Below are 24,265 nucleotides of genomic sequence, written 5' to 3' on the forward strand. Positions count from 1 at the left end.
GTCTTCCGAACCTCTCTCCCACACCGTCTGCCGGCAGCCGGACGGCGTTGTCACACACGGTGCTTGTCGGTGATCTCCCGGTACTCCGGCAGGGTCGGCTTGCGGATCTGCGAGCCTTCGCCGTAGAGAGCGCGGCTGAGCCCGACCCGCAGGCGCCGGCCGAGGCGGGCGCCCGCGCCCCGGCCGCCCGGGCCGTCGTCCGCGCCGGGTGCGATCGGCGTGTACTGCTCGTGCTGGGTGAGCAGGTGGAGCTCCGCCTGACCGAGAGGCTCGTGCACCTCGACGAACTCGCCCTGCGGCAAGCGCTTGATGACACCTGTCTCGCGGCCGTGCAACACCTTGTCGCGGTCCGCGCGTTGCAGACCGAGGGCCCACCGCTTCGCCACGGCGTAGGCCAGGACCGGCACGACGAGGAGGCCGATGCGGACCGCCCACGTCACCGACTCGACCGCGAGGTGGAACCGGGTGGCGATGATGTCGTTCGCGGCGCCGACGAGCGACACCACGTAGAAGCTGATCCAGGCGACTCCGAGCGCCGTGCGCACGGGCCGGTTGCGCGGTCTGTCGAGAAGGTGCTGATCACGGCCGTCCCCGGTCACCCAGCCCTCGATGAACGGGTAGGCGCCCAGGGCCAGGAAGAAGCCGACGCCTGCCACCAGCGGAACCAGGTTGTCCAGGGCCAGGGTGTGCCCCCGGAGGGCGATCTCCCAGCCGGGCATGACGCGCAGCAGCCCGTCCGCCACGCCCATGTACCAGTCGGGCTGCGACCCGGCCGAGACCTGGTCGGCGCGGTAGGGGCCGTACAACCAGATGGGGTTGATCTGCGTGAGTGCCGCGATCGCGAAGATGACGCCGGCGACCAGGAAGAAGAAGCCCGCGGACTTCACCGCCCGGACCTTGAACGGTGGGCCCACCACGTTCCTGTTGGTCCGCCCCGGGCCCGGATACTGCGTGTGCCTGTGGTGGAGCAGCAGGATCAGATGGCCCACGAGCAGCCCCACCATGAGGGCCGGGATGACCAGAACATGGATGGCGTTGAAGCGCGCCACCAGTTCACCGCCCGGGAACTCGCCTCCGAAGAGAAACATCGACAGGTAGGTTCCGACGACCGGTACGGAGAGGATCGTCCCGTTCACGACGGCGAGCCCGGTTCCGGAGAGGAGGTCGTCCGGCAGGTCGTATCCGGTGAGCCCTCCGAACATTCCGAGGACCAGCAACAGGAAGCCGAACAGCCACTGGAATTCACGGGGCTTGCGGAAGGCGCCGGTGAAGAACACGCGCATCATGTGGGCGAGCATCGCCCCGATGAACACCAGGGCCGCCCAGTGATGCGCCTGCCGGATCAGCAGGCCGCCCCGGACGTCGAAGGAGAGGTGCATGGTCGAGTCGAACGCCTCCGACACCGTCCGCCCGCGCAACGGCGGGTAACTTCCGCTGTACTGCACCTCTTTCATCGACGGATGGAAGTAGAGGGTCAGATAGACCCCGGTCACGACGATGACGACGAAACTGTAGAGACAGATCTCCCCCAGCAGGAAGGACCAGTGGTCCGGAAAAGCCCTGCGTGCTCTGGCCCGTATCAGGCTGTACGGCCCCAGGCGTCCCTCCGCCCAGCGGGCCACGCGCTCCCCACCGCCTCCTTCGCCCGTTTCTTCCTGCTGGATCTGATCATCCATGCCCGGCAACCATTCCTCACCCGGCCCGAAAGGGAGTTCGTGACGCCATGAGCCTGGGGTGCCTGATCCGCACTCCTCGGGCGAGCAGGCTCATGACTGCTTTCACCCCTATGACCGGGCGCGGGGCGGGAATGTGACAGGCCCGCCCCCGAGGCGCCCGGTCAGACCACGATCTTGCGGGGGTTGAAGTTGCCGCCCGGGTCGGCGGCGCCGAACAGGCCCGACACGAGCGCGACGCCCTGCGGCGAGATGTCCTCCGCCAGCCAGGGCGCGTGCTCCAGGCCCACCCCGTGGTGGTGCGAGAGGGTGCCGCCGGCGTCGACGAACGCCTGCTGGATCGCGTGCTTGACGGTGTCGTACTCGCCGAGCGGGTCGTCACCGAAGACGAAGGCGAAGGTGAAGTAGAGGCAGGCGCCGGAGTGGTAGGAGTGCGACATGTGCGACATGGTCCAGCCGGTGCGGCCGATCCTCTGGTAGGCGAGGTCGGCCGCCTCGTAGACCGCCGCGTGGATGCCGCGGAGCTTCGACCACGGACCGGCGGTCTCGCTCACGTCGCCGGCGGCACCGCGGTCGAGCAGGAAGTCGCGGATGTACGGCGTGTCGAACTTCTTCTGGTCGTAGAGCGCACCGGGCCCCCTGCCGACGCCGATGCCGTGATGCCTGCGCACGATCCGGTCGACGATCGACTTCTGCCGCTTCACATGGGCCCCGTCGCCCTCGAAGCCGATGAAGGAGAGGCACATCTCGTCGAGGTTCCAGCCCCGCCTCCTCAGGTACGCCATGAGACCGGCCTGCGCCGTCCTCCGTATGCCCTTCGACTCCTTGGCCGTCGCCAGGGAGAAGGCCGTCTCGTGTGCGTCCGAGACGCGGGTGACCGACGGCGAGACGTCGCTCTCCGCGATCTCCCGCATCGCCGCGAGCCCGTGGTCGAGATCCCTGAAGAAGTAGGCGTGGATGGCCCGCTCCGCCGGGAGCCGGTGCACCTGCACGGTGACCTCGGTGATGACGCCGAGCCGCCCCTCGGAGCCCACCACCATCTCCCGGACGCTCGGCCCGGTCGACGCGCTCGGAACGGCTCGGACCACCAGGACCCCGCCGGCCCGCACGACACGCAGCCCCTTGACGATGTCCGCGATGTCGCCGTACTTGTCCGACTGCATTCCGGACGATCGCGTGGCCACCCAACCGCCCAGCGACGAGTGGCTGAACGAGTCCGGGAAGTGCCCCATCGTCCAGCCCTCCCGGTTGAGTTGGGCCTCGAGATGGGGCCCCAGCGCCCCTGCCTGGACACGCGCCAGACCGGAGCCGGAGTCGATCTCGAGCACCCGGTCGAGGCGGCCGAGGTCGAGCGAGACGACCACCCGGGACTCGTCCGGATGCGGCTCCAGGCTGCCCGCGATGTTGCTGCCGCCCCCGAAGGGAATGATCACGGCGTCCGCCGCGACGGCCGCGTCGACGACCCTCCGCACCTCCGCCTCGTCGGCCGGGTAGACGATCACGTCTGGACTGCGCGCCAGTTCGCCGGCCCGGATGCGGACCAGGTCGCGCAGGCTCTTGCCGTAGGTGTGGACGAGCCGGGACAGGTCGTCCACCAGGACGTTCCCGGCTCCGACGAGGTCCGTGAGGAGCGCGACGAACTCCTCCGGCACCGTCGAGGCGGGCACCTTCAGCCGCGAGAAGTCGGGCCGTTCCGTGGTGCGTTCGGCCGTCCGGAGATCGAGGCCGACGGCCCGCTGCACGAACGGCGCGAAATCGGGTTTGTCCTCGTGCCGGAAGCCGACACCTTCCACGCCCCAGCCCCACCACTTCATGTGTGTCACATCGGCGGTGCGCGTCGTGCCGGCGCGGCCGGTGGGCTCGTTGGGTTCGGTCACGAACGGTCTCCTTCGGGTACACGACGCGAGGTGGTCCTCACGCCGAGGATGCGGTCGGAGTTCTCCTCGGTGAGGGCGAGGATCGCCGAGCGGATGCGCTCGGTGAACTCGGTCCTCAACTCGCCGGGAAGAGCGGTGAGCGGTTCGCCGAAGACGACCCCGACCGGCAGCCGGCCGGGCTTCGGCCAGTTCGATCCGCGGGGGTGCGCCGCGTGCGCGCCGATGAGCGCGACGGGCAGCACCGGCACCTCGGCGGACGAGGCGAGCGCCGCCGCACCCGGCTTGAACGTGCCGAGCGAACCGTCGCGCGATCGGGTCCCCTCGGGAAAGATCAGGAGCGGCACTCCCCGGTTCAGCAGGGCCTTGGCGCTCACTCCGCGCGCGCTCGCTCCGCGTGCGTCCACCGCGCGCGCGGTCACGCCGGTACGGTCGACCGGGAAGGCGTTGAAGAAGAGGGCCGTGAGGCCGCGCCGCCGCCACACGTCGAAGAAGTAGTCCGCGGCGGCCCCGACCGCGAGGTAGCGCGCCAGCCGGCGCGGCAGCGCGCCCATGATGAGTGGCGCGTCGAGGTGCGAGGTGTGATTGGCGACGACGACATATGAGTCCTCGACGTTCGCCAACCGCTCCCGCCCGAGCACCGTGACGCTGGTCACGCTCCAGACGAGGGGCTTCAAGAGCCCCCGCTGTGCGACGAACCGCGCCGCAGCGTGTGAGCGTGAGGTGAACCGGTCGCGTATCGCCGCAGGCATCCGCGTCCTTCCCGTGCGGGTACGCCCGCACTGATTCCTTCAGTGAGTGAGACCGCCGTCGCGGCTGGAGTCGCGGCTGGAGGAGATCCGTCGCGAGATCCACCGCACGGTGCGGCGGGGCAGATGACGTGTGAGCCAGATGAGCGACCGGTACCGGAGATCCGGCACGGAGAGCACCCGTCCGCGGCGCACGTCGCGCAGCGCCGTCTCGACGACTCGGCGGGCGTCGAGCCAGAGGAGGTCAGGAACGCCCGACGAGCGGATTCCCGCCCGGGTGTGGAATTCGGTGCGGACCCAGCCCGGACAGAGTGCCGTCACGGTGACGCCGCTTCCGCGGAGCTCGTTCGCCAGTCCCTCCGAGAGCACGGTCACGAAGGCCTTGACCGCCGAATAGCTCCCCATCGTGACGAACCCGGCCGTGCTCGACACGTTGACGATCGCACCGTGCCCCCGTTCGCGCATGGCGCGCCCGGCGGCGCCGGCGAGCACCAGCACCACCCGCCCCATGACCTCGATCGCCCGGTCGTGCGGAGCGGTGTCGGCAGCGGTCAGCGGTGCGCGCACGCCGAAACCGGCGTTGTTCACGAGCAGGTCCACCGGACGGGCCGGGTCCCGCAGCCGGGCGGCGACACGTTCGGTGTCGCCACGGTCGGACAGGTCGGCGGGCAGCACCTCGACGGCACGGCCCCGGGCTTCGAGCTCGGCCGCCACCCGGCCGAGCCGCTCCCTGTCGCGCGCCACCAGGACCAGGTCCCAGCCGCGGTCCGCCAGGGCGTGCACGAACGCCGCCCCGATCCCCGACGTGGCACCGGTGACGAGTGCGACCCGGGTACCGCGACTGCAGATGGCTGAGTCCACGCGTGTGACACACCTTTCGTCTCTGGGGTCATCGCGTTAGACCGGCCACGCCGCCGTCCTGTGACACCGGCATCCGCACACGGGGGAGACGGACGGTGTCACACATGTGCCGGTCGCCCGGTCTCAGATGACGGCCCCCGACGGCTTCTCGCAGGCTCCGGGGCGATCGCGCAGTGTCTCCCCGCTCCCGTCCAGAAAGCCCGTGCATGAACTCGAACAACGAGACGACGACCGTGCCGTCCGAGCCGGTGGGCTTCGACGTGCGGGAGTTCGCCCGTACGGCACACGGCAGCCACCGCGGACGGCTCGACCTCGGGCCGCTCGCCGACGAACCGCTCGACGCCGACTCCCTCCGACTCGTACGCGCGCTGCGCGACATGGAACGTACGACGCTGCACCGTGTGCGCGACCTCCTCGTCACGGCGACGCACAAGGACGCCCGGGTCACCGCCTTCCTCACCACGTGGATGTTCGAGAGGTTCTGGACGGCCGACGCCCTCGACGCCGTCCTGGACGCTTCTCCCGCCGCCCGTGACCTCCCGTCGAGCGACGGTCCGGCACGGCGGGCACGGGCGGAGCGCCGGGAACGCCGCGGCCCGGTCCGCCGCTCCCTCGTCGCCAACGTCACCGGTACGCAGATCGTCGCCGAACACGTGACCACGGGCCTCGTGGACGAATGGATCACGCAGGCGGCCTACCGGCGGCTGGCCGGGGTGTCCTGCGCCATGGCGTCGATCGTCGACCCGGTGGTGGAGATCAAGCGCCGGCACATCCGCTTCCTCGCCGAGGAGGCGGAGCGCCGGCTGCGTGCCTCGGCCCGCGCCCGGCGCATCACCTGCCGGGCACTCCGGCACACCGCCTGGCCGCTCGGCTCGGCCGGCCGCGCCGAGCACGAGCGCGCCTTCTTCGAACGCCATGTCTTCGGCGACCGGAACGGACGGGCCGAGGCACGCCGTATCCGCGGGATGGTCGCCGCGCTCCCCGGCATCCGTCCCGGTGTCGCGTCCACCGTGGAATCGAGGCTCCTTCCGTGACACCGCACCACGCGAACACCGAACTCGGCGACGCACATGTCCTGCTGACCGGCGCCACCGGTTTCGTCGGCCAGGCCGTGCTCGAGCGGCTGCTCACCGACCACCCCGCCACCCGTGTCTCGCTCCTCGTGCGCCGCAAGGGCAGCCAGACCGGGCAGGACCGGCTCCGGCAACTGCTGCGCAAACCCGTCTTCCGGCGCTGGCGGGACGCCGTGGGCGCCGAAGAGGCCGAGCGCATCGTCCGGGCACGGGTCACCGTGCTGGACGGCAGCATGACCAGCATCCCCGAGCTGCCCTCCGACCTCGACGTCGTCATCCACTCGGCGTCGACCGTCTCGTTCGACCCGCCCATCCACGAGGCGTTCGACACGAACGTCAACGGCGCGGTCGGTCTCTACGAGGCCCTGCTCGCGTCCGGATCCGACCCGCACGTCGTCCACGTGTCGACCTGTTACGTCGGCGGGCTCCGGCGTGGCGTGGTGCCCGAGGCCAGGCTCGAACACGATGTCCTCTGGCACACCGAGTGGACCCTGGCGACACGGACCCACCAGCAGACCGAACTCACCTCGCGGGAGCCGGCCATGCTCGAGCGGTTCATGTCCCGTGCCCGCGGCGACCACGGGAAGGAGGGCCCGATCGCGGCTGCCCGCGCGAGCGAGAACGCGCGGCGCGAATGGGTGCGTTCCCAGCTCGTCGCCGCCGGCCGGCGGCGCGCGCAGAGCCTGGGGTGGACCGACGTCTACACCCTGACGAAGGCACTCGCCGAACGGGCCGCGGAGGACCTCTGGGGCGAGGCCGGTCACCGGCTTTCGGTGGTCCGGCCCGCGATCATCGAGAGCGCGCTCCACCATCCGTTCCCCGGCTGGATCGACGGCTTCAAGGTCGCCGATCCGCTGATCTTCGCCTACGGCCGGGGCCAGTTGCCCGACTTCCCGGGGCTGCCCGACTCGATCCTCGACGTCATCCCCGTCGACTTCGTCGTCAACGCCATCCTGGCCGTGGCGGCCAACCCGGCCCCGGCCGACGAGCCGGAGTACTTCCACATCGCCTCGGGCGCGTCGAACCCGCTGCCGTTCCACCGCATGTACGAGAACGTACGCGACTACTACACACGGCACCCGGTTGCGCAGGACGACGGATTCGTCGAGGTGCCGGTCTGGAAGTTCGCGGGCGAGCGCCGGTTCAACCGGGGCCTCCGGCTCGCCGGGGCCAAGGCCGACCTGTGGGACGCCGCGCTGCGGCTGATGCCGAACGACGAGCGCACCCGGGCTCTCGCGACCCGGAACGCCAGGCTGCGCGCCGGCATCGCCACCCTCGGCAACTTCGTCGACCTCTACCGCGCGTACGCGCAGACCGAGATCGTCTTCGACGACCGCAACGCCCGCGCGCTGCACCACGCCCTCCCGGCCGGGGTGCGCGAGGACCGGGGCTTCGACGTGGAGCGGATCGACTGGGAGGAGTACCTGCAGAAGGTGCACCTCCCCGCCATCGGCGGGCTGACGGCGGCCCACCGGCGCCGCAGGGCCGCGGCCGCCCGCCCGACGGCCGCCCGCCCGAGGCCCGAACTGCCGCGGCGCACCGACGTACTCGCCGTCTTCGATCTCGAACGGACCGTCGTCGACTCCAACATCGTCGAGCAGTACCTCTGGGTGCGCACCACGGGCCTGCGCAAGGCGGCCTGGCCGAAGGAGGCGGCGGACCTGCTCGTCTCGCTGCCCGGCTACCTTCGCGACGAGCGACGCGACCGCGGCGAGTTCATCCGCGCCTTCCTGCGCCGCTACCGCGGTATGCCCCTCGCCCGGCTGGAGGACGTGGTGCGGCGCGGCTACGCCGACACGATGCTGCGGCACACGAGCGCCGACGCCGTCGCGCGCATCCGTGAGCACCGTGCGGCGGGCCACCGCACGGTGCTGGTCACCGGCTCGGTCGCCCTTCTCGCCGCTCCGCTCGCCGACCTGTTCGACGAGGTCGTCGGGAGCTCCATGCACGTCCGGGACGGGGTGCTCACGGGCTACCTGGCGAAGCCGCCGCTGGTGGACGAGGCGCGGGCCGCGTGGCTCCAGCGGTACGCCGAGGAAGGCGGTTACGACCTGACCGCCTCCTACGGCTACGGCGACAGCCACTGCGACCTGCCGTGGCTGTCACTGCTGGGCCGGCCCTCGGCGATCAACCCGGACGCCGGGCTGGCGCGCGAGTCACACAGGAGGAACTGGGACATCCACCGCTGGCGGAGCGGCGGTTCGCGGGCGCGCCGCGAGGTCGTCGCGGCCCGGGTGACGACGGCTCCGGCGCGCACCGACGGGAAGGGCGACTGATGGCCTTCGACATGGACAAGTACACGAGGAACTCCACCGGCGTGCAGTGGGCCGACCTCGACTTCGAGGAGTTCGAGCGCAACCCGCTGCCCGAGGAGACGCTGCGCACCCTGCGCTACATGTGTGACATCGAATACCACACGGTGTGTTATCTGCGTGATCTGCTGACCACCCCGTCCCACGACGAGCCCGCGGTGGGCGCCTTCATGACGATGTGGAACCGCGAGGAGTTCTGGCACGGCGAAGCGCTCGCGGCCGTGCTGGAGCGGCACGGCCTCCGGGTCGACTTCGACGAACTCAAGGCGACCCGTCTCAGGCTCGGCTGGAGGGACCGCCTGGGGACGGTGAAGCAGACGGTGATGGGACGGCTGGTCGGAAACGACTTCGTCGCCGTGCACATGGCGTGGGGGGCGGCGAACGAGTGGTCGGCGACCGCGGCCTACCACCGGCTCGCCGCGCTGGAGAGCCACCCCGTGCTGGTACCGCTGCTGAAGCGGATCGCTCAGCAGGAGACGAAGCATGTCGCGTTCTACGCGTCGCAGGCACGCGACCGGCTCGCCGCGAGCAGGAAGGCCCGCGTGGTCGCCCGCCTGGCGCTCGAAAGGGCCTGGGGCCCGGTCGGTTCGGGCGTCATGCCCGAGACCGAGGTCACGTACGTCATGACGCACCTCTTCGCGGGCCCCGAAGGCCGCAAGCTCGTCCGCGGCATCGATGCGCACATCGCGAAACTGCCGGGCCTGGAGGGGCTGCACATCGTCGAGGACGCCATGGACAGCCGCGGCATCGCGTCCTGACGCCGCGACGCCCGAGTGCCCCCGGTCGGCCGAGGCCTAGCCGTCGACGAAGGTGACCGTCTGTTCGAGCGGTGCCCGGCCGGTACGGGTGTGGGGCACGGCGGCGTCCTCGTATCCGATCGACATGCCGCAGAAGAGGATGAGGTCGTCGGGGGGCGAGAGGACCTCCGCGACGCTCCTGCGATAGACCGACCACGCCATCTGCGGGCAGCTGTGCAGGCCTTCGGCGCGCAGCAGCAGCATCACGGTCTGCAGATACATTCCCACGTCGGACCACTGGGGCCGGCCCAGGTCCCGGTCGATGTAGCAGAACAGGGCGGCGGGCGCGCCGAAGCAGTCCCAGTTCGCGGAGGCCGCCCGCTGGCGCGCCTCCCAGTCCTCGCGGCCGATGCCGAGCGAGCTGTAGCGCTCGGCACCGAAGGCGGATCGGCGCTCGCGGTAGGGGGACTTCAGTGTCCGCGGGTACATCTCGTACTCCCGCTCGTCCCAGGGGTCGCACGCGGCCACGCGTACGCCTGCGAGTTCCTTGAGTTCGTCCAGCGGCCGGCCGGTGACCACGTAGACCCGCCACGGCTGCAGGTTCGATCCGGAGGGCGCCCAGGCCGCGGCGGAGAGCACCCGCTCCAGCACCTCCCTCGGGACGGGCCGGTCGGTGAATCCACGTACGGCTCGTCGGCTGGTCACTGCCTCGTAGACGTCCAAGATCAACCAGGCTCCCTCGTCCGGTGCACCGCCGCCCTGGTCGGCCGGAGGGCCGCGAAGGGACATGGTAGGGCCGGAACGGGGGGGAGTTGCGGGAGGGTCAGCCCGCGCCCTGTGCGGTGCTCGCCGGAAGGTGGTCCTCCGCCCAGAGGAACAGAACGGCCAGGGGGACGAGGAAGGCGCTGCCGTGCGCGGAGAGCGCGTACCGGGGCCGCGCCGACGGTCCGGTCCGCGCCTCCCGGGTGACCAGGTCGATCGCGGTCAGTTCCCGCAGCCGCCGGGCGAGCGTGCGGCTGCTGATGCCGGGGACGCGCGCGCGGATCCGTGCGGCGTCGGCCGGCCCGTTGGCCAGCGCCATCAGGATCAGGCCGTTCCAGCCGTTGCTGAGCAGGTCGAAGGCCCGGGCGACGGCCGGTGAGGAGCCCGCGTACCGCGGATGTCCGGGCCGGTGTGCCGGGTGGGGGTCCTGTGGGGTGGGCATGGTGGGTGTCCGTTCCGGTACGGCGGCGCGAGCCGTCGCGGTGCGACAGCTCGCCCTCACGAAGCGCTCGGGGTGTCAGTCCTCGCCGTCATGGCCACGGGCGTGCGCGTGACGCCGGACCGCCAGGGCGGAGCCGGACCCGGGCAGTGCCGGGAGCGGTGCGCCGGATGCCGGCGTCCCGGTCGTGGTGGCGCGGGACTCCCTGATGACCCAGTGCCCGCACATGACGGCTGTGAGCCCGCAGACGGTCCACAGGACGAGCACGGCGAGGTGACCGGTGCCGGCGTTGCCGTCGAAGTAGGCGGTGTCGCGCAGCAGGCCGGCTCCGGCGCCCGGTGGCAGCCACTGGCCGACGTCGTCCGCACCCTTGGGAAGCAGCTCCGGAGCGGAGGTGGCGCCGGAGAAGGCGTTTCCGACGAAGACCATCAGCGCGGCGCTGAGCCCGAGGCCCGCCGGCCCCAGGAGCCGGATCACACCGGCGGCGGTGGCACTGACGGAGAGCAGGTCGAGCGTCAGGACCGCCCATGTGGCCACGTGGTTGTGGGGGAGCGCCCCGAGGAATCCCTGGGCCACGAGATAGACGCCGAGAGCCGCGACGGCGCAGGCGACGAGAAGGGTCAGCACGCGGTGCCGCGGGCGGGCCAGACCGCGGGCCATCGTGACGAACGCCCCGATCAGGATGCCGCAGATGGTGAGCGGGAAGACCGACGAGCTGAACACCGCGCCGCGTGGGTCGTCCGCGGCGACGGGCACCACGTCGACCGACTTGGCGAGGACCTGAACCGGGGAATCGGTACCGGCGGCTTCCTGCCGGTGGGTCTTCGCCGGGGAACGTGTACTGCCGGCCTTCCGCTCGGCGGCCTTCAGTTGAGCGGCCTTCTGCTCGGCGGCCTTCTGCAGGGCGGCCTTCTGCTGGGTGGCCTTGTCCGCCAACTGCTGTCCGACGTCGGTCAGAAGCTGGGCCACGGAGGGGCTTGCGGCACTGGCCTTGAGCACCGTGACGCTGCCCCCGGAGACGGCGAGGGCGCCGTAGACCTCCCGGTCCCTGATCGCCGACCGCGCCGCCTGCTGGTCGGGATAGAGGCGGAAGTCGAAGGCGCCGGGCTGCTGCCGGGTCAGGGCCTCCACCGCGTGCTGACCGGCCGGCCCGGTGCCCACGATCCCGACCGGGACGTCGCGCGGCGCGATCCGCCCCGCCGGCCAGGCGAACGCCATCACCGCCAGCGTGATCACTATGGGCAGCGCCACGGCGGCAATGGCTACTTCCCGCCATGTCCGGTGTCCTGACAAGGGGTTCCTCACGGCCTGCCCTCTCACAAAAAAGAATGATCGTTTTTCTTGAGGGCCCAGTCTGGCCTGCCGGGTCGGCCAGCGTCAACACGAATGTTCGTTTTCTTTGATAGCCTGATCACATGCCCAAGGTCACCCAGCAGCACATGGACGCCCGCCGCAAACAGATCCTGGACGCGGCGCGCCGCTGCTTTCTCCGTGACGGGTTCCACTCCACGTCCATGCAGGACCTGTTCGCGGAGTCGGGGCTGTCCGCGGGTGCGGTGTACCGGCACTTCACCAGCAAGGACGAGATGATCCTCGCGATCGCCGAGGAGAACATGCGCGACGTCCTCGACATCACGGTCGCCGTGGCCGTGAACCGGCAGGGCCGGTCCATGGGGGAGGTCATGGCGGAACTGCTCGACGTGATCCGGGCCAAGTCCGCCGAGGAGGACGTGGCCGGTCTCGCGGTCCTGGTCTGGGGAGAGGCCATGCGCAACCGCTCGCTGGCGGACAAGCTCGACCACCTCATGGGCGGGATACGCGCCAACCTCGTCACCCTGGTCCGTGAGAACCAGCAGCGGGGCGCTCTGCCGACGACCGCGACGGCCGAGGGGATCGCTTCGACGATGCTCTCCGTGCTCCCCGGCTACATTCTCCAAGTGGCCCTGCTCGACCAGGCCGTCGTGGCCGAGGTGCCGGACGCGGTGCGGGCGCTGTGGCCGGGGCCGGGCGGCGAGCGCTGAGCGGTCCCGTCCCCGGCCGGGCCGTACGCGCGGGCGACGGTGCGGCGAGGTCCTGGAGGAGGAGAGCAGCCCCGGAGCAGGGCAGTCGCGCCGCCCACCGTCGCCGGGGGCCTGCGGGTCGGGGCAGGCGCCGGCCTCGACGGGACGCGGTCTCCCGCTGAGCGGCCGAGACGGCTTTCATCCGCTCGTCGAGCGCGGCGAGTTCCCCGCGCAGCGCGTCGACGCGTGCGCGGAGTTCGGCGGCTTCGGCGGTCAGCGCTGCGACCACGGCCGCCGGGTCGATGCCGCTCCCCGTTTCCTGCCTCACCGCGCCTGCCTCCGGTGGACACGGCGCCGAGCGGCGCGGAATCCGCGTCCGCGAGTGGCCCCTGGCAGCTGCCAGGGGCCACTCGCGGGAACCACCGCCGGTGCCGCGCCCGTCGCCGGGTTCGGCACCGGAGTACCGGTCGGATCACCGGCGTGCGCTATTCGGCGAGCTTTCCGTCGGTCGAGACCTCTGCCATCAGGGCGGAGATCTCGTCGGGGATGTCCGGAATGCTCTCGCGGGTGATCCCGGTCGCGGGTGACCACACGAGGTTGACCCGCTGGGCGGGATCCAGGTGGGGATAATCGCTGCGGTTGTGGCAGCCGCGGGTCTCGCGGCGCTCCAGGGCCGCTTCGAGGGTGGCCCGGGCCGCCAGCGCCGCGGACTTCAGATCGAAGGCGTGCGCGAGATCCTGGAAGCCGGCGATGTCCGGGTGGACGCCGACGTCCTCCATCCGCTTCTCGATCGCCGCGAGCTCCGCGAGCCCGGCGCGCAGACCCTGTTCGTCGCGTACGACTCCGGCGTGCTCGGTCATGGTGTTGCGGATGGCGCGCTGGAGGGCGCGGACGTTCTCCGGCCCGTCGGCCACCAGCAGGTCGTCGATCTCCGCGCGGGCCTGTGCGACAGCCGACGCCGACCGCGGCTGAGCGGTCAGGGACTGCGAGTAGGCGGCGGCCGCCCGGCCCGTGATACGGCCGAAGACCAGCAGCTCGATGAGACTGTTCCCGCCGAGGCGGTTGGCGCCGTGCAGGCCGCTCGACGCCTCACCGATGGCGTACAGGCCGCGCACGTCGGTGCTGTGGTCCTCGGGACGCACCCACACCCCGCCCATCGAGTAGTGCGCGGTGGGCGCGATCTCGATCGGATCGCGCGTGATGTCCAGCATCTGGAGGTCGAGCAGGGTCTGGTAGACACGGGGGAGACGCGTCATGATCGTCTGCCGTGGCAGATGCGACACGTCGAGCCACACACCCCCCTTCGGGGTGCCCCGCCCCTCCTTGATCTCGGTGTAGGACGCGAGGGCCACCCGGTCGCGGGTCGACAACTCCATGCGTGCGGGGTCGTAGCGGTTCATGAACCGCTCGCCGAGCGCGTTGCGCAGGATGCCGCCCTCGCCGCGCGCGGCCTCGCTGACGAGGGTGCCCGCCGCGTTCTCGGGCTCGATGATCCCGGAGGGATGGAACTGCACCAGTTCGGGGTCGCGCAGACGGGCGCCGGCCTCCACGGCCAGCCGGAACGAGTCGCCGGTGTTCTCGTCGCGCCGGGACGACGTGCGCCGCCAGATGCGGGTGTGGCCACCCGCGGCGAGGATGACGGCGTCGGCGTGGATCAGGTACCGCGTGCCGTGGGTGAGATCGAAGCCGTAGGCACCGAAGACGGCGCCGTCGTGGACCAGCAGCCGGGTGATGTAGACACCGTCGAGCACCGGAACGCCGAGCTGGTCCGCGCGCCGGATGAGGGTGCGCTGGATCTCCAGACCGGTGTAGTCGCCGGCGAACGCGGTCCGCCGGAACGTGTGAGCGCCGAAGAAGCGCTGGGAGATCCGTCCGTCCTCCTCGCGCGCGAAGGCCATGCCGTACCGCTCCAGGTCGCCGATGCCCCGCGCGGCCCCCTGGGTGACGATCTCCACGGTGCGGGGATCGGCGAGCAGGTAGCTCTCCTTGATGGTGTCGGCGGCGTGCTGCTGCCAGCTGTCCTCCGGGTCCATGGTGCCGAGGGCGGCGTTGATTCCGCCGGCGGCGAGCGCCGTGTGGGCGTCCTCCTTGGGGCGCTTGCCGACCGCGAGGACGTCGACGCCGGACTCGGCCAGCTCGATCGCCGCCCGCAGCCCGGCGCCGCCGGTCCCGATCACCAGCACCATCGTGGAAATATGTTTTTCGGTGGTAGTCACGATCTACTCCGGTCGCCGAGACATTGTCACTCAGTACGACCGGGTCGTCCGGGAACCTGTGACACCTTTCGTCCTCCGAGCTCGCGGGTCCGGCGCCGACCGTCACACTCTCGTGGGCTGCACGGTCATGGCTCCGGTGTCCTCGGCGGCGGGATGTGCGGTGCACCAGGTTCCGTGGCCGTGGTGTGCCGGCAGGAGGCGCACCACGGCCACGCGGACGGCGTACCGCGGGACGGACGGCCGACGCCGTCGGCTATGCGGCCAGCCTGATCCTCGTCGGTGTTCCCCGCAGGGCCATCTTCGTGTAGGGACACAGCGAGTCGGCCTTCTCCACCAGCGGGGCGGCGACGGCGAGGTCGATGCCCGGCCACTTCACCTGGAGGTCGACGTGCAGGAGGTAGCCGCCGTCCTCCGGGTCCCGTCCGAAGGCCACGGTCGCTGCCACGGAGATCACCGCGGGGTCGAGCGCGGCCTGCCGTGCGACCAGGCTCAGCGCCCCGTGGAGACAGGCGGCGATGCCGGCGGCGAACAACTGCTCGGGATTCGTCCCCTCGCCGTCTCCGCCCAGCTCCGCCGGCATGCGCAGGTCGAGATCCAGGGCCCCGTCGCCCGAGCGCGCCCTCCCGGAGGCCCGCCCGTGACTCGCCGTCCCTCCGTCCACCGTCACGGTCGTGGCGTAGATCGGGGCGAACGCGTCTCCGCCGAAGTCCTTGTCGGTGGACAGGTCGGGCAACGGGATCCGCTCGGTCACGGCGTGTCTCCGTTCACGGCACGCGGCCTCTGCGTGTCGGGCCGCCGTGCGATACCGGGTTCCGGGCCGCGGGCAGAGCCCCACGGACCGGTGATGTCGAATGCCATGTCGGTGCACCTTCGCGTAGGGAGGGTTGCCAGCTGCGGACAGTCAGTTGACCAGCCCGTCTCCGCTGTTGTGACAGGGATCCGGCCCCCGCGGCAGGCGGGCGGCATGTGCCCGGGTGAAACCCATTTGGTCCACATATAGTGTCTTATGTCTCACTTCGGGTGCACTCCCGGCGAAAGGGCACGCCATGAAGTTCGCAGTCATCGGCGGTACGGGACTGGTCGGGTCGCAGGTCGTCAAGGACTTGAACGCCGCCGGACACGAGGCCGTACCGCACTCGCAGTCGACCGGGGTCGACATCATCACCGGACAGGGGCTGGACGAGGCGCTCACAGGGGCCGACGTGGTCGTCAACCTGACGAACTCGCCGACCTTCGACGACGCCTCCCTCGCCTTCTTCCGGACCTCGATGGACAACCTCCTGGCGGCGGCCGAGAAGGCCGGTGTCGGCCACTTCGTGATCCTCTCGATCGTCGGCACGGACCAGGTGCCCGAGATGGACTACTACCGCGCCAAGGCGCTGCAGGAGAAGATCCTGGCGGACGGGCCGATCCCCTACTCGATCGTCCGGGCCACGCAGTTCATGGACTTCATGGACGCGGTTCTGTCCTGGACCGCCGACGCGGACAGCGTCCGGCTCCCCACCACGCCCATCCAGCCCATCGCCTCCGGGGACGTGGCGGCCGCGGTGGCGGAGGTCGCCGCGGGCCCCCCGCTGAACGGGATCCGCAACATCGCCGGCCCCGAGATCTTCCCCCTGGACGAACTGGGCCGGATCACGCTGTCCCGCAAGGGTGACCCCCGTACCGTCGTCACCGACCCCACCGCCGGCATGTTCGCCGTGGTCAAGGGCGATGTCCTCACCGACAAGAACGCCCACCTCGCACCCACCCACTACGCCGACTGGCTGTCCTGACCGACTCGTGCCCACGGACGTGGCGGGGCATCGGGTGTGCGCCCCGGTCGCACGACGGCACCGCCATGGCCGGGACCATGGCGGTGCGGGAGACCGTCCGTGACCGGCGTGTGCGCCGGCGGCAGGTCAGTCGGTGGGGCGCGGGGCGCGCAGGTGGGCGCGCTGCGCCAGTTCCTCGTCGTCGACCAGGGTGAGCATCGGCTGGTTCGGCGCGCACATCATGAACACGATGTACTTGGCCGGCTCGTCCTGCGAGGCGTTGCCGTTCTGGTAGTGGATCACCTCGCCGCCCGGCTCCCAGAACGTCTCGCCGGCCTTGATCACGTGCTCCGGCTCGCCTTCGAGCTCCCAGCGGACCGCGCCTTCGATGACGTAGCCGAAACACGGCCCCGAGTGCCGGTGCGGTGGAGTCCCGGGGTCCCCGGGCGCCCACTCGACGAGGACGGTCATTCCCGAAGCGCCCTCGGGAACGAAGGGCGGTTTGACGTCCGCCAGCATCCTGGGTCCGAAGCCGTCCCCTGAGTGCATTTCGTGCATGGTGCTAGACCTCCGTAGGCCGGCCCGGAACGGACGATCTCGCGTCGGCCGACTCCGGGCTCAGGACAGATTGCCTTACAGCGGGCGGGCGCTCCGCCCGCCACGATCCGGCTGCCGGCTGTGACGCCGGGCGTGCGGAGCGGTTCAGCCGAACATGCCGACCTTGTAGCCGCCGGCCGGCTGCCGGGTGATGATGTTGATGCGGTTGTAGGCGTTGATGACGGCGATGAGGGTCGTCAGCGCGGCGAGCTGCTCGTCGTCGAAGTGCTCGGCGGCCTTCGCCCAGGCCTCGTCGGTGACGCCACCGGCCGCGTCCGCGACCCGGGTGCCCTGCTCGGCCAGCTCCAGCGCGGCGCGCTCGGCCTCGGTGAAGACCGTCGCCTCCCGCCAGGCCGCGATCAGGTTGAGCCGCACGTCGGTCTCCCCGGCGTGGGCGGCCTCCTTGGTGTGCATGTCGGTGCAGAAGCCGCAGCCGTTGATCTGGCTGGCGCGGATCTCCACCAGGTGCTGGACGGTGGCCGGCAGCGTCGAGTCCGACAGCACCTTGCTGGTCGACATGAGGTGCCTGAGCACCTTGCCCGCGAAGGGATTGCCGTAGTAGTCGAGACGTGCGTCCATGAGCCCTCCTGGAAGAATTGCTGGTACGCACTACTGACCGGACAGCGCGGCAAGGTGTGACAACGAAGCCTGGAGTGCTGTGCATCTCCTCGGTCACCGGGCGCCCGAGGAGACGGCCGGCCCCGAGGGCATATGGTTTCAAACGCTACGGTATCGAATGAGTGGACAACGGGTATTCTGGGAGGGTGACCACCGACTCCCCTCACCCCTCGGCCGGCGCGCGTGCGACCGACCGCCCCGGGGACACCTCTCCCTTCGCCCTCGGCCTGCTGCTGCGGCGGGCGCACTGGCGGGCGGCGGGGGCCATGACGGAGGCGTTGCGGCCGCTGGGTATCGAGTTGCGGCACTTCGCGGTGCTGCTGGTTCTGGTGGACCGCGGGCCGACGGTGCAGCGGGATCTGGGGCCTGCGACGGGGTCGGACAAGGCAGGGGTCATGAGGGTCGTCGACGACCTGGAGCGGATGGGGCTGGCGGTGCGCCGGCCGGTTCCGGGAGACCGGCGGGTGCGGGCCGTTGAGATCACCCCTCGGGGCCTGGAGCTCTTCGACGCGGCGCACGTGGCGGCGGAACCGCCGGCCGAGCGCCTGGTGGCCGGCCTGGAGGAGGGCGAGCGCGAGCAGCTGACGGAGCTGCTGACCCGGTTCGCCCATCCCCTCGAGGACGGCAGGTCATGAGCGCGCGGGTTCGGCACGGCCGGACCGCGCGGACCGCCCAGGGTTCACGCGCCCAGCGCACGCGCCGGACTGCTGACGGGTGCGCCGAGGAGCGTGTCCGCGGCCGCCACGGCCTCGTGCACGTTCTGGGTGCCCATCGTGATGCACAGCGTGTAACTCACGTCCTCGAGCTCGCGCGCCCTTTGCGGCCCCTCGCTTTCGGCGAGCGCGATCCGCAGAGACGCGTACCGGGTCAGCAGTCCTCTGACGACCTTCGGATCCGGAACAACGAGCACAGTCAGGCCCTCCCTCTCGACGTTCGAGTCACACCCGGTGACGGCAGCGTTTCGTTGCCTGGAGTGAAGACCGGGCGCCCCCGGCCTGTGTGACGCGCCGGGACCGGCTCCGGCGGGCGGCCCTCCGAACCGGTCCGAGGCCGGGGAGGGCGAGTCGGGTGCGTCACAAGCCCGCGGTCTGTCCGGTCAAAGAACTGAACCGATGGATCGCGGACGTACGGCACCCGCCGTGTCGGCGGCCGCGTGTCGCGCTGAGTTCTGTCAGGGGGAGAAGTCGTATGGGCCATGCTGACGCGGTGCCGGTCGCGGAGTTGCTCGATGAGCGTCGGCACCTGCTGGAAGTCACCTACTGGATGCTGGGCGACCCCTCCGAGGCGGAGGCCGTGGTCGCCGAGACCTACCGTCGGTGGTTCGGGCTGTCCGAAGCGAGGCGCGGGCGGATCGCGGCTCCCCGCTACTGGCTCGCGAAGACCGCGGGCGCGATCTGCCTGGGCCTGCTCGCCCGCCCCTGCCGCGGTGCGACGGAGAAGGACGCGGCGGGGCACCGGCCGAATGCGATGGTGGAGGAGGAGGTCAGCCGGGTTCTGCTGAACGCGCTGGACTCGCTGTCGCCGGCCGAGCGGGCGGCGTTCGTGCTCAACGACGTCTTCGGGATGGCCTCCGACGCGGTGGCCGACATCGTGGGACGCCCGGAGTCCGAGTGCGCCGAACTCGCCGACCGTGCCCGCCGCAGTCTTCGCGGCCGGCGTTCACGCGCCACTCCGCCGGAGGGCCACGATCTCCTCGCCCGTTCCGTCCGCCAGGCCTGCGTGGACGAGGACGCCGAACTGCTCGAGTCGCTGCTGTGCCCGGACGTCACGGCGTTCTTCGACGGTGGCGGCAAGGTCCGGGCACTGAGCAGGCCCGTGCACGGCAGCCGTCAGGTCGCCCACAGCCTGCTGACGCTCCTGGCCCGCCACCCCCGCACCGCCCTGGCCACCCACCCCGTCAACGGGCGCACCGGCCTCATCGCCCGGTACGGCCGCCAGGTCGCCGCCGTCATCAGCCTCGACGTCGCCGAACACCGTGTCGCACAGGTCTGGGTCGTCCTCAACCCCGACAAGCTGCGCTCCTGGAACCAGGACCAGCCCCCCGGCCCCGGCCGTCCACGAAGGTGACCGTCTCCCCGAGCGGCGCCCGGCCGGTACGGGACCGGTCTGCCGTGACGTCCTCGTGGCCGATGGACATGCCGCAGAACAGGAGGAGGTCATCCGGAGGTGACACGATCTCCGCGACGGTCCGGTGATATTTCGCCCAGGCCATCTGTGTGCAGCTGTGCAGCCCTTCGGCGCGGAGCAGGAGCATCACGGACTGCAGGTACATGCCCAAGTCCGACCACTGGGGTCGGCCCATGCGGCGGTCGAGGTAGCAGAACAGCGCGGCGGGCGCCCCGAAGCACTCCCAGTTCGCGGCGGCGGCCCGCTGTCGCGCCTCCAGGTCCTCGCGCGCGATGCCGAGCGCGCCGTAGCGCTGCTCGCCGAAGGCGGCGCGGCGCTCCCGGTAGGGGCTTTCGAGCACCGGGGGATACTGCTCGTACTCCGGCTCGTCCCAGGGGTCGCCCGCGGCTATGCGGTCGCCGGCCCGCTTCTTGAGCTCGGCCAGCGGCGGGCCGGTCAGTACGTAGGCGTGCCACGGCTGAAGGTTCGACCCGGACGGAGCCCAGGCCGCGGCGGACAGCACGCGCTCCAGCACCTCCCGCGGGACCTCCCGGTCGGTGAAGTCCCGCACGGCCCGCCGACTCGTGACTGCCTCGTAGACGTTCATGATCGCGAGCACCCTCTCCGTCCGGTACTCCCGAGATCGTCTCACTCGATATAGTATCAGTCAACACTAAATCGGGCGGATGGCGCGAGGTGCGGCCGCAACCCCCGTGCGAGGGACAGGGCTCAGCCCGCCGCCGCCAGGTGGGCCGGGCGGCCGTGCAGCGCCGCCGAGAAGCGGTCGGTGACCTCGGCCAGTGCCTCGGCCGAGGCGGGGGCCACGGTCAGGCGTCCGTCGGCGTCCGTCGCGATGTCCCTGTCGAGCGTGAACCAGCCCGGCACGATGTGCGCCGCGCCCATGGAGCTGAGCACCGGGCGCAGGGCGTAGTCGATGGCCAGGACGTGCGCCGTGCTGCCGCCGGTCGCCAGCGGCAGCACGGTCTTGCCGGCCAGCGCGTACTGGGGGAGCAGGTCGAGGAGCGACTTCAGGAGGCCCGAGTAGGCCGCCTTGTAGATCGGCGTGCCGATCACCACACCCTCGGCCCGCTCGAACAGCGCGGCGGCCTCGACGACGGCCGGATGCGCGAAGTCCGCGCCCAGCAGGGCCTCCGCGGGCAGGGTCCGCACGTCGAGGGCGATCACCTCGTGGCCGTGCGCGGCCAGCCGGCGGTCGAGGTGGCGCAGCAGGCGGCCGGTGCGTGAGGTGGCGGACGGGCTTCCGGAGACGGACAGGACTGTGGCCATGGCGAACCTTCCAGGGTCGGGGCGGGGGTCGGTCAGGGAGCGGAACTGTCCACGGGGCTCACCACGCGCTCGACTCCACCGTGACCAGCGGGACGAGGCCGTTGCGCAGCGTCTCCAGGAACGTGACGACCTCGGCCGCCACCGAGCGGTGCTGGAGGTCGTTGAGGACGTCGTGACGGCCGCCGCGGACGACCGCGAGCCGGGCGCGGGGCCAGGACTTGGCCGCGCGGTCCAGTGCGTCGCGGTCCGCGAGCGGGTCTGCGTCACCGGTCAGCAGCAGGGCGGGCACGGCGGGTTCGCTCTCGTAGGCCGCCGTGAGCAGGGCCGGGTCCACCGCCTCCGCGAGCGTTCCCCGGCGGAACCGGGTGTCGTCGGCGAGCCGGGCGCGGTGGGTCGGGCAGGAGGTGCGCACGTCGAGTTCGTCCTCCCAGCTGCCGGCGGCGGTGGCGGCGGTCCGGCCGGGGCCGGGGAGGCCCGCGAGGACGACGGCGTCCGGACGCGGCACCCCGTCGGGCTCAGGCCCGGTCGGCAGGGCCGCGATCGCGAGGGCGCCGGTGTCCGCTCCGGCCAGCACCAGGGGTCGTACGACACCGTCGGCGCCCTCGGGGACGGTGTCCTCGACGGCCGTGGCGAGGGCGGCGCCGAAGCGGTCCAGGACGTCGGAGAGGCGGGTGGCGCCGAGGGCCGGGGGATCGATCACGCGGACCCGGTAGGCGTCGGCCGCGAGACGTCTGCCGAACCGCTCGTAGGTCGCCCGGCTCTCTCCCCGGCCCGGCACCACCACGACCGTGCCGCGGACGAGCAGGCCCTCGGGGCCGTGGTGGTCGGTGTACTCGGTCGTGGTCATGTCCTCACTCCTGCGGTCGGTCGTCGGTGGTTCTTGGCGGTGGGTGTTCTCAGTCCTCCGCGAGGGCGCGCTCGCGGGTGTGGCGGTTGACCGGGACCGGCAGGCCGAGGTTGCCGCGCAGGGTGTCGGCGGCGTACCGGGTGCGGAACAGGCCGCGCTTCTGCAGCAGCGGGACCACCCCGTCCACGAAGAGTTCGAGGTCGTCCTCGGTGCGGAAGGCGAGGTTGATGCCGTCGAAGGTGCCCGCGGCGAACCACCGCTCGATCGTGTCCGCGACGGTCTCCGGCGCCCCGACGAACGGCGAGCGGCGGAACTCGTTGGCCGACTCGGCGACCTGGCGCAGCGTCAGCCGCTCGGTCCGGGCCCGCTCGACGATCCGGGCCGCGCTGGTGCGGCCGCCCTTCTCGGCGAGGTGGGCGATGTCCGGGAACGGCGCGTCCAGATCATGGGCGCCGAAGTCGTAGGCGCCGAACGACCGGCCGAGCAGCGCCAGGTTGCGCACCAGGTCGTTGTCCTCCTCGAAGATCTCCCGCTCCCGGCGCAGGGCGGCCCCGTCGGTCGCGGCGACCACCGGGCCGCCGTGAATGAAGATCTTGATGTGCTCGGGGTCCCGTCCGTGGGCGGCGGTACGGCGCTTGATGTCGGCGTAGTAGTCCTGGGCCTGCTCCAGCGAGCCGCCCGGCGCGTAGATGCCCTCGGCGACGCGGGCGGCGAGTTCGCGGCCCTCCTCGGACACCCCGGCCTGGAAGATCACCGGCTGGCCCTGGGGCGAGCGGGACAGGTTGAGGGGGCCGGCCACCTTGAAGTGCTCGCCCACGTGGTTGAGTTCGTGCAGCCTGCCCGGGTCGAGGAACAGGTCGCGTGCGACGTCGGCCGGGAAGGCGTCGTCCTCGTAGGAGTCCCACAGACCGCGCGCCACCTCGACGAACTCCAGGGCCCTGCCGTAGCGGGTGGCGTAGTCGAGGTGCTCGTCGAGCCCGAAGTTCTTCGAGGTGCCGGTGTCGAAGCTGGTGACGACGTTCCAGCCGGCCCGCCCGCCGCTGATGTGGTCGAGCGAGGCGAACCGGCGGGCGAGGTTGAACGGCGAGTTGTACGTCGAACTGGCCGTGCCCACCAGACCGATGTGCCGGGTGTGGGTGGCCACCGCCGACAACAGGGTCAGCGGCTCCAGGCGGTTGAGGTAGTGGGCGGGGTAGGTGGCGTTGATGAACTGGCTGTCGACGATGAACAGCGCGTCGAACAGGGCGTGTTCGGCGGCCTGGGCCTGCCGGATGTAGTAGTTGACGTCGACGCTGGCGTTCTTGGCGATCCTGGGGTCCTTCCACAGGCCGTGCTGGCCGGGGCCGCCGACGCCGTAGGGATGCAGCGCGAGGTGGATCTTGCGGGACATGACGGGTCCTCTCAGGGGTGCGCAGGGTCAAGGGTGCGCAGGTCAGGGGTACGCAGGGTCAGGGGTACGCAGCTCGGGGAGTCGCAGGGGATTCGTCAGGCGTGCAACAGCGCACGCAGCGCCTCGCGTTCGGCGCGGCCGGCGCCGGCCGGACCGCGCAGCGTGGGCGCCGAGCCGACGAGCAGCCGGGTGTAGGGGTGCCGGGGACGGGCGATGACGTCACCGGCGGTTCCGGTCTCCACCAGCTCGCCCCGGTAGAGCACCGCGATGCGGTCGGCGACGCCGGCCACGGAGCCGAGGTCGTGGGAGATGAAGATCTGGGCCACGCCGGTGTCCCGGAGCTCCTTGAGGATCTCCAGGACCTGGACACGGTTGGCGGAGTCCAGGGCGCTGACCGGCTCGTCCAGGATGATCAGCCGCGGTTGGGTGATCAGCGCCCGCGCCACCGCGACCCGCTGCCGCTGGCCGCCGGACAGCTCCGACGGCAGCCGGTCCAGGAGTTCCGCCGCCAGTCGCACCCGGTCCAGCAGCGCGCGGGCCCGTTCGACGGCCTCCTGGCGGGGGACGCCCCGGACGAGCAGCGGCTCGGTGAGGGAGTCCGCGACCGTGAGGTCCGGGTCGAGGCTGCGCAGCGGGTCCTGGAAGACGTACTGCACGACACCCCGGCGGCGCAGCTCGCGCCACCGGCGGCGGCCGTACCCGGTGACCTCCTCGCCCGCGACGGTGATCGAGCCGCCCGCCGGGCGCACCAGGCCGAGCACGGCGCGGGCGAGGGTGGACTTGCCGGATCCGGTCTCCCCGATGACGCCGACGGTTTCGCCGGGGGCGACGTCCAGTGACACGCCGTGCAGGGCGCGCCGGCGTCGGCGGCGCGGGCCGTAGTCGACGTCGAGCCCGGTGACGGTGAGGACCGGGACCGGGGGGCCGGCGTCCGTGGGCACCGGGCTCGCGGGTCCGGCTCCGTCGATGC

The 24,265-nt window shown here is 71.4% G+C and carries 24 protein-coding genes; 7 read left to right on the forward strand and 17 right to left on the reverse strand.

Annotated elements, in window-relative coordinates; all coding sequences use genetic code 11:
* Positions 1 to 50: 50 nt before the first annotated feature.
* The 4 genes from AB0472_RS22130 to AB0472_RS22145 all read right to left on the reverse strand — a co-directional run bounded on the left by AB0472_RS22130 (position 51) and on the right by AB0472_RS22145 (position 5,157).
* The gene (locus AB0472_RS22130; protein ID WP_366358186.1) at positions 51 to 1,676 is read right to left on the reverse strand and encodes a cytochrome b N-terminal domain-containing protein; all 1,626 of its coding nucleotides are present in this window, start codon (positions 1,674 to 1,676) and stop codon (positions 51 to 53) included.
* 161 nt (positions 1,677 to 1,837) lie between these two features.
* Positions 1,838 to 3,550, reverse strand: coding sequence for an FAD-binding oxidoreductase (locus tag AB0472_RS22135; RefSeq protein WP_366358187.1), 1,713 nt, complete (start codon positions 3,548 to 3,550; stop codon positions 1,838 to 1,840).
* On the reverse strand, positions 3,547 to 4,203 hold the full coding sequence (locus AB0472_RS22140; protein ID WP_366358188.1) for a lysophospholipid acyltransferase family protein: 657 nt from the start codon (positions 4,201 to 4,203) through the stop codon (positions 3,547 to 3,549). Before AB0472_RS22140 ends, AB0472_RS22135 begins: the two co-directional genes overlap by 4 nt.
* 135 nt (positions 4,204 to 4,338) lie before the next feature.
* The gene (locus AB0472_RS22145) at positions 4,339 to 5,157 is read right to left on the reverse strand and encodes an SDR family oxidoreductase (protein WP_366358189.1); all 819 of its coding nucleotides are present in this window, start codon (positions 5,155 to 5,157) and stop codon (positions 4,339 to 4,341) included.
* 206 nt (positions 5,158 to 5,363) lie between these two features.
* Here AB0472_RS22145 and AB0472_RS22150 point away from each other — a divergent pair, with 206 nt between their 5' ends.
* Genes AB0472_RS22150 through AB0472_RS22160 form a run of 3 tightly spaced genes read left to right on the forward strand, consistent with a single transcriptional unit; the run spans position 5,364 to position 9,300 of the window.
* Positions 5,364 to 6,191 carry a hypothetical protein gene (locus AB0472_RS22150; RefSeq protein ID WP_366358190.1) on the forward strand — a complete coding sequence of 276 codons (828 nt, stop codon included), beginning with the start codon at positions 5,364 to 5,366 and terminating at the stop codon, positions 6,189 to 6,191.
* Positions 6,188 to 8,506 carry an HAD-IB family phosphatase gene (locus tag AB0472_RS22155; RefSeq protein WP_366358191.1) on the forward strand — a complete coding sequence of 773 codons (2,319 nt, stop codon included), beginning with the start codon at positions 6,188 to 6,190 and terminating at the stop codon, positions 8,504 to 8,506. Before AB0472_RS22150 ends, AB0472_RS22155 begins: the two co-directional genes overlap by 4 nt.
* Positions 8,506 to 9,300 (forward strand): ferritin-like domain-containing protein, encoded by a 795-nt coding sequence (locus AB0472_RS22160; protein ID WP_366358192.1) that lies wholly within the window; start codon positions 8,506 to 8,508, stop codon positions 9,298 to 9,300. Before AB0472_RS22155 ends, AB0472_RS22160 begins: the two co-directional genes overlap by 1 nt.
* A gap of 36 nt (positions 9,301 to 9,336) precedes the next feature.
* Here AB0472_RS22160 and AB0472_RS22165 read toward each other — a convergent pair whose 3' ends face one another.
* From AB0472_RS22165 to AB0472_RS22175, 3 genes are all read right to left on the reverse strand, one after another.
* Positions 9,337 to 10,002 (reverse strand): nitroreductase, encoded by a 666-nt coding sequence (locus tag AB0472_RS22165; protein WP_366358322.1) that lies wholly within the window; start codon positions 10,000 to 10,002, stop codon positions 9,337 to 9,339.
* Positions 10,003 to 10,102: 100 nt separating this feature from the next.
* The gene (locus tag AB0472_RS22170; RefSeq protein WP_366358193.1) at positions 10,103 to 10,483 is read right to left on the reverse strand and encodes a helix-turn-helix domain-containing protein; all 381 of its coding nucleotides are present in this window, start codon (positions 10,481 to 10,483) and stop codon (positions 10,103 to 10,105) included.
* A gap of 75 nt (positions 10,484 to 10,558) precedes the next feature.
* The gene (locus tag AB0472_RS22175; RefSeq protein WP_366358194.1) at positions 10,559 to 11,731 is read right to left on the reverse strand and encodes an ABC transporter permease; all 1,173 of its coding nucleotides are present in this window, start codon (positions 11,729 to 11,731) and stop codon (positions 10,559 to 10,561) included.
* A gap of 164 nt (positions 11,732 to 11,895) precedes the next feature.
* Between AB0472_RS22175 and AB0472_RS22180 the strand changes: the two genes are divergently transcribed.
* Complete coding sequence (locus AB0472_RS22180; RefSeq protein ID WP_366358195.1) at positions 11,896 to 12,501, forward strand: TetR/AcrR family transcriptional regulator; 606 nt, start codon at positions 11,896 to 11,898, stop codon at positions 12,499 to 12,501.
* A 464-nt stretch (positions 12,502 to 12,965) separates the two neighbouring features.
* Here the strand turns inward: AB0472_RS22180 and AB0472_RS22185 are convergent, their stop codons facing one another.
* Both AB0472_RS22185 and AB0472_RS22190 read right to left on the reverse strand, forming a co-directional pair.
* A complete protein-coding gene (locus AB0472_RS22185; RefSeq protein WP_366358324.1) occupies positions 12,966 to 14,666 on the reverse strand; it encodes an FAD-dependent oxidoreductase in 1,701 nt (566 codons plus the stop codon).
* Positions 14,667 to 14,949: 283 nt separating this feature from the next.
* Entirely contained in the window at positions 14,950 to 15,447 is a 498-nt protein-coding gene (locus tag AB0472_RS22190; protein ID WP_366358196.1) for an Ohr family peroxiredoxin, read from the reverse strand.
* A 295-nt stretch (positions 15,448 to 15,742) separates the two neighbouring features.
* On the opposite strand from AB0472_RS22190, the gene AB0472_RS22195 reads away from it, so the two are divergent.
* The gene (locus tag AB0472_RS22195) at positions 15,743 to 16,471 is read left to right on the forward strand and encodes an SDR family oxidoreductase (protein ID WP_366358197.1); all 729 of its coding nucleotides are present in this window, start codon (positions 15,743 to 15,745) and stop codon (positions 16,469 to 16,471) included.
* A 126-nt stretch (positions 16,472 to 16,597) separates the two neighbouring features.
* Here AB0472_RS22195 and AB0472_RS22200 read toward each other — a convergent pair whose 3' ends face one another.
* Together AB0472_RS22200 and AB0472_RS22205 are read right to left on the reverse strand one after the other, a co-directional pair.
* On the reverse strand, positions 16,598 to 16,999 hold the full coding sequence (locus AB0472_RS22200; RefSeq protein ID WP_366358198.1) for a cupin domain-containing protein: 402 nt from the start codon (positions 16,997 to 16,999) through the stop codon (positions 16,598 to 16,600).
* A 153-nt stretch (positions 17,000 to 17,152) separates the two neighbouring features.
* Positions 17,153 to 17,626, reverse strand: a complete 474-nt coding sequence (locus AB0472_RS22205) for a carboxymuconolactone decarboxylase family protein (protein ID WP_366358199.1) — start codon at positions 17,624 to 17,626, stop codon at positions 17,153 to 17,155.
* 185 nt (positions 17,627 to 17,811) lie between these two features.
* Here AB0472_RS22205 and AB0472_RS22210 point away from each other — a divergent pair, with 185 nt between their 5' ends.
* Positions 17,812 to 18,300, forward strand: coding sequence for a MarR family transcriptional regulator (locus AB0472_RS22210; protein WP_366358200.1), 489 nt, complete (start codon positions 17,812 to 17,814; stop codon positions 18,298 to 18,300).
* A gap of 44 nt (positions 18,301 to 18,344) precedes the next feature.
* Here the strand turns inward: AB0472_RS22210 and AB0472_RS22215 are convergent, their stop codons facing one another.
* The gene (locus AB0472_RS22215) at positions 18,345 to 18,575 is read right to left on the reverse strand and encodes a DUF5133 domain-containing protein (protein ID WP_366358201.1); all 231 of its coding nucleotides are present in this window, start codon (positions 18,573 to 18,575) and stop codon (positions 18,345 to 18,347) included.
* A gap of 278 nt (positions 18,576 to 18,853) precedes the next feature.
* Here AB0472_RS22215 and AB0472_RS22220 point away from each other — a divergent pair, with 278 nt between their 5' ends.
* On the forward strand, positions 18,854 to 19,732 hold the full coding sequence (locus AB0472_RS22220) for a sigma factor-like helix-turn-helix DNA-binding protein (protein WP_366358202.1): 879 nt from the start codon (positions 18,854 to 18,856) through the stop codon (positions 19,730 to 19,732).
* Here the strand turns inward: AB0472_RS22220 and AB0472_RS22225 are convergent.
* From AB0472_RS22225 to AB0472_RS22245, 5 genes are all read right to left on the reverse strand, one after another.
* Entirely contained in the window at positions 19,665 to 20,378 is a 714-nt protein-coding gene (locus tag AB0472_RS22225) for a nitroreductase (RefSeq protein ID WP_366358326.1), read from the reverse strand. The genes AB0472_RS22220 and AB0472_RS22225 overlap by 68 nt on opposite strands.
* Positions 20,379 to 20,500: 122 nt before the next feature.
* Positions 20,501 to 21,058: an NADPH-dependent FMN reductase gene (ssuE, locus tag AB0472_RS22230; protein ID WP_366358203.1), complete on the reverse strand. Its 558-nt coding sequence runs from the start codon at positions 21,056 to 21,058 to the stop codon at positions 20,501 to 20,503.
* Between the two features lie 58 nt (positions 21,059 to 21,116).
* Entirely contained in the window at positions 21,117 to 21,905 is a 789-nt protein-coding gene (locus tag AB0472_RS22235; protein WP_366358204.1) for an alpha/beta hydrolase, read from the reverse strand.
* Between the two features lie 49 nt (positions 21,906 to 21,954).
* Positions 21,955 to 23,295, reverse strand: a complete 1,341-nt coding sequence (locus tag AB0472_RS22240; protein WP_366358205.1) for an NtaA/DmoA family FMN-dependent monooxygenase — start codon at positions 23,293 to 23,295, stop codon at positions 21,955 to 21,957.
* Between the two features lie 95 nt (positions 23,296 to 23,390).
* On the reverse strand, positions 23,391 to 24,263 hold the full coding sequence (locus tag AB0472_RS22245; RefSeq protein ID WP_366358328.1) for an ATP-binding cassette domain-containing protein: 873 nt from the start codon (positions 24,261 to 24,263) through the stop codon (positions 23,391 to 23,393).
* Between the last annotated feature and the right edge of the window lie 2 nt (positions 24,264 to 24,265).

Source organism: Streptomyces sp. NPDC086777 (assembly GCF_040702065.1).
Taxonomy (GTDB): Bacteria; Actinomycetota; Actinomycetes; order Streptomycetales; family Streptomycetaceae; genus Streptomyces.